This is a genomic window from Stenotrophomonas sp. Br8, assembly GCF_014763005.1.
Taxonomy (GTDB): domain Bacteria; phylum Pseudomonadota; class Gammaproteobacteria; order Xanthomonadales; family Xanthomonadaceae; genus Stenotrophomonas; species Stenotrophomonas lactitubi.
This window is the reverse complement of record NZ_JACGTN010000027.1, coordinates 23,759-32,074: the sequence shown is the minus strand read 5'-3', so window position 1 is coordinate 32,074 and position 8,316 is coordinate 23,759. Positions and strand designations below refer to the sequence as shown.

At 64.1% G+C, this 8,316-nt stretch carries 6 protein-coding genes; 3 read left to right on the top strand and 3 right to left on the bottom strand.

The features are described from left to right. The first annotated feature begins 323 nt into the window (after nt 1–323). Both H3005_RS20775 and H3005_RS20770 read left to right on the top strand, forming a co-directional pair. On the top strand, nt 324–500 hold the full coding sequence (locus H3005_RS20775; protein ID WP_191078969.1) for a hypothetical protein: 177 nt from the start codon (nt 324–326) through the stop codon (nt 498–500). 77 nt (nt 501–577) lie between these two features. Beyond that, nucleotides 578–1,087, top strand: a complete 510-nt coding sequence (locus H3005_RS20770; protein ID WP_191078968.1) for a hypothetical protein — start codon at nt 578–580, stop codon at nt 1,085–1,087. On the opposite strand, the gene H3005_RS20765 is transcribed toward H3005_RS20770, so the two are convergent. Together H3005_RS20765 and H3005_RS20760 are read right to left on the bottom strand one after the other, a co-directional pair. Continuing rightward, a complete protein-coding gene (locus tag H3005_RS20765; RefSeq protein WP_191078967.1) occupies nt 1,070–2,233 on the bottom strand; it encodes a site-specific integrase in 1,164 nt (387 codons plus the stop codon). The two genes, H3005_RS20770 and H3005_RS20765, sit on opposite strands and share 18 nt — an antisense overlap. 206 nt (nt 2,234–2,439) lie before the next feature. Further along, a complete protein-coding gene (locus H3005_RS20760) occupies nt 2,440–4,770 on the bottom strand; it encodes a TonB-dependent receptor (protein WP_191078966.1) in 2,331 nt (776 codons plus the stop codon). A 212-nt stretch (nt 4,771–4,982) separates the two neighbouring features. On the opposite strand from H3005_RS20760, the gene H3005_RS20755 reads away from it, so the two are divergent. Then, nucleotides 4,983–5,465 (top strand): LuxR family transcriptional regulator, encoded by a 483-nt coding sequence (locus H3005_RS20755; RefSeq protein WP_191078965.1) that lies wholly within the window; start codon nt 4,983–4,985, stop codon nt 5,463–5,465. A gap of 57 nt (nt 5,466–5,522) precedes the next feature. Here H3005_RS20755 and aceE read toward each other — a convergent pair whose 3' ends face one another. Next, on the bottom strand, nt 5,523–8,195 hold the full coding sequence (gene aceE / locus H3005_RS20750) for a pyruvate dehydrogenase (acetyl-transferring), homodimeric type (RefSeq protein WP_191078964.1): 2,673 nt from the start codon (nt 8,193–8,195) through the stop codon (nt 5,523–5,525). Nucleotides 8,196–8,316: the final 121 nt, after the last annotated feature.

Genomic DNA, 8,316 nt, shown 5'->3' with positions numbered 1-8,316 from the left:
CCTGCCGACCTTCGCCACGGTCCAGGATGATCGAGGCGCGCTGCGTCGGCGCCAGGTTGTAGCTGGGCTGGATCTCAGCCAGACCGGGGGCAAGGTCAGCCAGGCCGGGCTGACCAAAGTCGACAACGGGGAGCTGGACGAATCGGCCGCACATGGCCGGAGCGTAGCGGGGCCATCCGTGGTGCGAATGTGTAGAGCGGAGTTATTCAATCCGTTATGCGGGTGTAACATGCTGATAACGCTATGGAAAATGTTCAACGAAAGTGTTGACCCGTTGAGCGTGCGCTGCCTATCGTCGGCCTCCTAAACGAATGAGGTGGTCCATGAACGTCCATACCTACGCAGCATCCAGCCGCACCGAGATCGATGATCGGCTTGCCGACGCACAGGCGAAGGCAAAGACATATGGCGATATCGAACAGTGGGCGCTTCGATCAATTCCGGATCCTGAGTTGCGCCACTACTGCATGGAAAGAGCGGAGCAGCTGCTCGCGAAATAGTCCAGCTGGCCAAATGGTTCAGCCAAGTGGCCGGCGCGTTCGCAAGATCTGCGACTACCGGCCGTATCCTTCCAGCCATGCTTCCCTCGCACGGCTACCAAGGTTTTCGCACAGCTCCGCCACCCTCTGGCTGGGTCCAGATGGGGGATGGCTGGGTGCTGTGGTGGAGCGGCCGGCAGATCGCTCATGTCACGCCGGCAAAGGACGGCGGCGCGCGCGTGCACATGGACGCCAGGAAGATGTGGCAGACCAAGGACGTGCGTGCGGCCAGCATCCAGCAGGGCAAGCGCTACGCCGAGCGGTGGTGCGCGGCCAGGCTCTACCCCGAGCTGAGACTGCGGCAAGCGGTCGCCAGGCTGGTGGACAGCACGCCGACCGAGCTGCCGCCGCCGATGCCCGGATTGCCCCCAACCCCTGAGCAGCTGCAGCAAGCCCGCCGCTTGGCTGAGGCGGGCACAACGGAGCTGGAGCGGGTGAAAGAAGCGCTGGAGCCGCGCAAGCCGCCGGCAGCGACCAAGCCCAGGGCGAGGGATCCGCAGAAGGCGCGGGTGAGGGCAGGGCTGGAGCAGCTACGCCGCGGCGTCTGAGCCAAGCCCCAGGTAGGTTGCCCACTGCTCCATGAGCGGCCGGCGCTTGTCCAGCAGCTGCCCGCGACGGTAGGCGGCCTCTGCCTTGTTCTTGATGGCGTGGGCCAAGGCCATCTCCACCACCTCGTTGGCGTGGTCAGTCGTTTCGGCGGCCCAGTCGCGGAAGCTGGACCTGAAGCCGTGCACAGTAAAGGGCAGGCCGAGCCCTTTCGGTGCCGGCTTCTGCACCAGGTAGAGCATCGCGTTCTCGGACAGGGAGAACGGTGGTTCCTTGCGGCACAAGGGCTTAAGGATTGCCACGGCCGCATCGGTAAGCGGCACGATGTGTTCCCGGCCTCCCTTCATGCGGCTGGCAGGGATGGTCCACAGTCGGTGGTCCAGATCGAACTCCGACCAATCCGACCCGGTGACCTCGGCTGTCCGTGCGGCGGTCAGGATCACGAACCGCAGGGCCCGGCGGGTCCGGGCATCCCGGCTCGCCAACGTCGCCATGAAGGCCGGCACATCCGCGTAGGGCATTGCATCGTGATGCTTGGGCTTGTTCACCTTTCCGGGCTTGGGCAGCAGGTTCTCCAGGTGGCCACGCCAGCGCGCCGGGTTCTCGCCGTCTCGCTGGCCGTGGACCTTCGCCCAATCCAGCACGCGCTCGATGCGCCCGCGCACACGCGTAGCCGTCACTGTTTTCTCGGTCCAGATAGGGCGCAGGCATTCCATCACCAGGTGGGTGTCCACGTTGCCCACTGGCGTGTGGCGGGCTGGTCCGTAGGCTCGCAGGGACTGTTCCCACTGATCGGCCTGAGCGTCGTTCTTCCAGCCAGCGCGGTGCGACGCAATGTAAGCGTCAGCAGCCTCGCCGAAAGTGGTTCCTGCGGATCGGCTGGCCCGGCGCGCCTCGATTGGGTCGTCCCCGGCCAGCAACTGCCGGCGGTGCTGCAGTGCCGATGCTCGGGCTTCCTGCAGGCTGACCAGCTGCGCTGGGCCCAGGCCCATCTCCCGACGCCTGCCGCCGCGCTGGTAGCGCAGCACCCAGGACTTGGAACCGGTCGGGCCGACGAGCAGGTACAGGCCCCCGCCGTCCGCGTGATAGCCTGCCTTGGTGGTGGTGTGCGCGGCTCGCGCGCTCAGTCGGTTGGTAGGTCTTGCCATCAATAGTGCCCCACAGTTCGCCCCATGTTTGGGGTCCGGATTCCGCGAGACTCGATGGTATGGGTGTGGAGTCTCAGGCGTTGATACGCCTCGGTTTCTGGACTCCCTGAGAGATTGAGAGAGTGCCGAATCGGCCTCTCGCTCCGCCAGATACAAAGAAGCGCCTGCAGATCCTCGATCTGCAGGCGTTTTTCTTTTCAGGTCCCTCAAAGCTTCATGGTCACGCCGACCTGGAACCCGCGACCGGGCAGCGGTGCGATGTACTTCAACGGCGAGTTGTGTGGGCGGGCGTCGTCGTCCAGAAGGTTGCTGCCGTTGACGAACACTTCCATCCCAGCGATGTACGCATTGCGTACTGGCAGCTCGCGGCTGACCTGCAGATCGACCAAGTTGAACGCATCCAGCGGAATCTCTTCGCTGACGTTGCGACCCAGGTACTTCTGCTTGTCGTAGTAGGTGCTGGAAAGTTGTACCTTCCAGCTGTCGCGCTGCCATTGCAGGTTGGCGCCATAGCGGTTGGTCGGCATGTTCGGCAGGTACTCGCCGTCGTTGTGCGCGCGCAGCGTGTCCGGGCGATCGGCCTGGTTCCTGACCAGATCGGCGAAGGCGGACAGATTCAATTTCCCGTAGCCGCCAAGGTCGAGCGCCTGCGAGGCATCGATCTCGAATCCCTTCACCGTGGTGTCGGTCTGCTTCCAGTACTTCAGCGGCAGGCGATTGGCCATCTGCATGCCGGAGTGGCCCTGGTAGAGGTAGTTGTCGTACTTCATCCGGTAGGCGGTGGCCGACAGCGCGAAGCCGCAAAGATGAAACAGTCCGGTCAGCTCCAGGTTCTTCGCGCGTTCCGGCTCCAGGTTCTGGTTGCCTTCTTCCTGGGTCATCACCGAGTAATGCGCGTTGCTGGCATACAGCTCGTTGATCTCCGGTGCGCGCTGCGAGGACGAATAGCGCACCTTGGCGGCGAACAGCGGGCCGAGTTCGACATACGAACCAAGGCTGTAACTGTTGAGACGATAGGAGCGGTCCTGCAGCGTGGTGCTGGCAGCATTGCGCGAGGTCTTGAAGCGGCTGGGCTGCAGGTCATGGTCCACGCGTTCATGGCGGACGCCGGCATCGAAGGACGCCCAGCCGAAGTCGAGGGTTTCCTTCAGGAACACGGCGTTGCTGCGGGTGTCCACATCAGGCAGGTAGCGCAGCGTGCCGCTGCCGGTGACGTCGCGCGCCTGATGGCTCAGGCCCAGCACGCCGCTGAGCGGCCCGACGGGTTGATGTGCCAGCAGCAGTTCGGCCTGGGTGCTCTGGAAGTCGTAGTCGTTGGCCCTGGTCGAGCCCAGGCGCTCGCCCGAGGTGTTGTCCAGTTTTGAAACCCGCAGTTCGGCACGTTCGACGTACGGCAGCGGGTCTCGCAGCAATGCTTCCAGGGCGTAGCGCTGCTGTTTGATCACCACGCCCACCGGCAGGCCGTCGGCAGGGTTCGCGCCGAAGGACAGGTTCTGCATCGAGAAGCCCGGCACACCGTATTCGCTGTCCTTGGCATCGATGCTGACGCCGACGTAACCGCGATCGAAGAACCAGGTCGAGCCGAGTGCCACCTGCGAACTGCGTGAGTAGCTGTTACCCAGTCGATGGTGGTAATCGGGGGTCACATCGTTGTTGATCTGCTTCTGTACGTACGAAGGCGTGCCGGCGACATAGGCCGGGTTGACTGGATTGATGTAAGTGCGGCGCTGCCAGACCGAGGTCGGACTGTTGGTGTAGAAGGAAAAATCGCCATCGGCCCAATCGGGGTTCTCGGTCATGAACTGGTCGATGTAGAGTTGCGAGGCCTTGTTGTAGAGCTGCTGGACGCGCGCTTCCTTCTGGCAGCTGTCGGCCAGCGCCGAATTGACACCGCCGGTGGCCGGGAACAGCCGGGTGTTGCAGACGCTGGCCTTGCTGTTGCCGGGAATGTCGTAGTACGAGATGCGTTGCCGCGAGACCTGCAGGTTCGTCGAGACATTCCGCTGGTTGTTGAAGTTCATGCGGAAACCCTGCGCATCGGCCGCGTTGAAACCTTTGCGCAGGACCAGTTCCATCGACTGGTCCTTGTCCTCCATCGTGCGCGAGATCAGGCCGGAGTCGATGTCGACGCTGCCGCCGATGGCGTTGCCGCCGTAGCGGACGGTATCGGAGGATTTGTTGACGGTGACGCTGCGCACGAACAGCGGATCGAACGGAATGTTGATGTCGCCGCTGAAGGCGTTCATGCCAAGGATGGACTGGCCGTCTTCCAGGATCTGCACGCGGTTGCCGCTGAGGCTGCGGATGACCGGTGCACCGGCATTGGGCCCGAAGGCGCTGTTCTGCACGCCGGAGACATGTTCAAGCATGCCGCCGAGGGTGCGGTTCTGGGCCTGCGAGGCCTCGACAGTGACGATGCTGTCGATCCGGGAGGGCTTGCTTGCCTCGACCTGGACGGCGGGCAGGGTTGGGTCGTCGCTGGCATGGGCGTTGTGGACGACGAACAGGATGGCTGCAGCAAGCAGGTGACGACGCATGACACACTCCGTGAAAAGAATGTGAAATGTTATAACGTAACTATTTAGCTTCACAAGTCGGAGGGGGACGGCGCAGGGGATGGGGAGATTGGGCCTGGCCATCGCCGGCAGCTTGGTCGCTTGCACGACCGGACTTTGGCGCGCAGCATCGGCCATTGCCGGTACCCCAGAACGCACCCTGCAGCACTTTCTCCACTCGAAAGGAGCCTCGCATGAAGCTGTTGTCCGCCACGTTGCTGTCCGTGGCCCTGCTGCAGGTGATGCCTGCCTTGGCTGAAAGCCCGAAGTCCTCGCCGCTGCTCGGCCGCTGGTCGCTGGATATCGACACGTCCGCGCTGCCTGAAGCACAGCGTCCGCAACGGGTCGTGCTGGAATTCAAGGACGCCGGCGCGGGCAGGTGGAGCTCGCACGTGGATATCGTCCTGCATGATGGCAAGACGATGAAATCCGACGGTACGCTGGCGTTGGATGGCACGCCCGCATCGCTGATAGGCAGCTACGGCGCCAACCAGGCGACGCTGAAACTGCCGGCGCCGAACACGCTGGTGATGCAGCTGGTCGATCACGGTTCGCCGGCCTCCACTCGTGTGTATACGGTGGCCGCTGATCGTTCAACGATGACCGAAACCAAGGCGTTCTTCGGTCATGACGGCACGCCGATCCTGCAGACCAACCTGTTCAAGCGGTTGCCGTAGCGGTGTGATGCAGCGACACCCGCAGAGGCGCGCTCTGCGGATGCCGTTGCTGCGCTGTCATGCAGCGGCGGGGTCGCGCTTGCCGGTATCGATCCCGTACCGGTCGATCGCCTGCTGCTGCAGGCTCCGTTCGACATGTCCGTCGTCGGCCAGGGCCTTCAGTGCCGCCAGCACGATGAAGTGGCGATCGACCTCGAAGAACGTCCGCAGCGATTCGCGTGTATCCGAGCGGCCGAAACCATCGGTGCCGAGTGCGATGAAGCGGCGATCGCTGATGAAGGGACGGATCTGGTCGCCGACGATCTTCATGTAGTCGGTTGCCACCACCACTGGGCCAGCATGGTCCTGCAGGCACTGCTGCACGTAGGGGACGCGCGGCTCGTCAGCCGGATGCAGCAGATTCCAGCGCTCGACAGCCAGGCCGTCGCGGCGCAGTTCGGTCAGGCTGGTGGCGCTCCAGACGTCGCTGCTGATACCGAAATCCTGCTGCAGAAGATCGGCGGCGGCCAGCACCTCGCGCAGGATCGAGCCACTGCCCATCAACTGCGCGCGAGGCTGTGCAATGGTGTCGGCAGCGGCGGGGCGCAGCAGATAGAGGCCCTTCAGGATGCCGGCTTCGGCGCCGTCGGGCAGGGCCGGGTGCGGGTAGTTCTCGTTGAGCAGGGTGATGTAGTAGTAGATGTCTTCCTGGTCCACGTACATGCGGCGCAGGCCATCGTGGATGATCACCGCCAGCTCGAAATTGTAGGTCGGGTCATAGGACACGCAGCTGGGAATCACCGAAGACAGCACGTGGCTGTGGCCATCGTCGTGCTGCAGGCCTTCGCCCATCAGCGTGGTTCGGCCCGAGGTGGCGCCAAGCAGGAAGCCACGGGTGCGCGCGTCGGCCGCGGCCCAGGCCAGGTCGCCGACGCGCTGCAGGCCGAACATCGAATAGAAGATGTAGAACGGAATCGTGGCCAGGCCGTGGTTGGCGTACGCGGTACCGGCGGCGATCCACGAACAGATCGCGCCGGATTCGTTGATGCCTTCCTGCAGGATCTGGCCATCCTTGGCTTCCTTGTAATAGCTCAGCTGGCCAGCGTCCTGCGGCGTGTACAACTGGCCGAGGTAAGAGTGGATGCCGATCTGGCGGAACAGGCCTTCCATGCCGAAGGTGCGCGATTCATCGGGCACGATCGGGATCACCAGCCTGCCCAGCTCGGGATCCTTGAGCAGGGTGGTGAGGATGCGCACGAAGCCCATGGTGGTGGACTGGCCGCGATCACCACTTCCCTGCAGTTGGACGTTGAACGTGGACAGCGGCGGCAGTGGCAGCGGATCGACCTGTGCCAGGCGTGCCGGCAGCTGGCCGCCCTGCGCCTGGCGACGCTGCGCGAAGTAGAGCGCCTCCGGGCTGCCCGGCGCCGGGCGCAGGTACGGCATTTCCTCCAGCTGTTCATCGCTGATCGGTAGATCGAAACGGTCGCGGAAAGCGCGCACCGCATCGGTGCTCATCTTCTTCAACTGGTGATTGATGTTCTGGCCTTCGCCGGCCTCACCCATGCCGAAGCCCTTCACCGTCTTGGCCAATACCACGGTCGGCCGGCCCGCGGTGTTCACTGCCTGCTGGTAGGCGGCGTAAACCTTCTGCGGATCGTGGCCGCCACGTGCCAGCGCCCAGATCTCGTCGTCGCTCATGTGCGCGACCAGCGCCAGCAGTTCCGGGTAGCGTCCGAAGAAATGCTCACGTACATAGGCACCGCTCTGTGACTTGAAGGTCTGGTAGTCACCATCGACGCATTCCATCATGCGCTGGCGCAGCAAGCCGCTGTGATCACGTGCCAGCAGGTCGTCCCAGCCACCGCCCCAGATCACCTTGATCACGTTCCAGCCGGCGGCACGGAAGGTGCCTTCCAGTTCCTGGATCACTTTGGCGTTGCCGCGCACTGGTCCGTCCAGGCGCTGCAGGTTGCAGTTGACCACGAACACCAGGTTGTCCAAGCGCTCGCGCCCGGCCAGTGAAATGGCCGCCAGCGATTCGGGCTGATCCATTTCACCATCACCGAGGAAGGCCCAGACCTTGCGGCCCTGGTGCTGCTTCAGCCCGCGGTATTCCAGGTAGCGCATGTAACGGGCCTGATAGGCCGCGGTCAGCGGGCCCAGGCCCATCGATACGGTAGGGAACTGCCAGAACTCCGGCATCAACCGCGGGTGCGGATACGAGGACAGGCCCTCACGCCCGGCTTCGCGGCGGAAGTTGTCCATGCGCTCGGCGCTGATGCGGCCTTCCACGAATGCACGTCCATAGATGCCCGGTGCGGAATGGCCCTGGATGTAGATCATGTCGCCGTCGAAGGTGTCGGTACGGCCACGGAAGAAGTGATCGAAGCCCACGTCATACATGACCGCGGCGGACTGGTAGGTGGCGATGTGGCCGCCGACATTGGAATGCTTGCCGGCGCGCAGCACCATCGCCATGGCGTTCCAGCGGATCATCGCGTTCAACCGCCGTTCGATGGCCAGGTCGCCCGGGTAGGCGGGCTGGCGCTCGGGTGGAATCGTGTTGGTGTAGGCGGTCCATGCGCGGGTGTGCAGGTCGCCATGCTGCTGCACATCAAGCTCATCGAGCTGGTCCAGCAGGTAGTGCGCGCGGGGGCGGCCGCCAGCCTTGATCACCGCGTGCAGGGACTCGCGCCATTCGCGGGTTTCCTGCGGATCGGTGTCGAGAGGGAAGTGTGCCTGGTTCATGCTGCGTCTCCAGAGAGCGCCGGCCGGCATCTGCGCGACACCGCCGGCAGGGCGACAGCTCTGGAGCGGAGTCGCGCCGGCAGGGCCGTGGCGCGGGGGCGGCCTTGATGGCTGCCGGGGA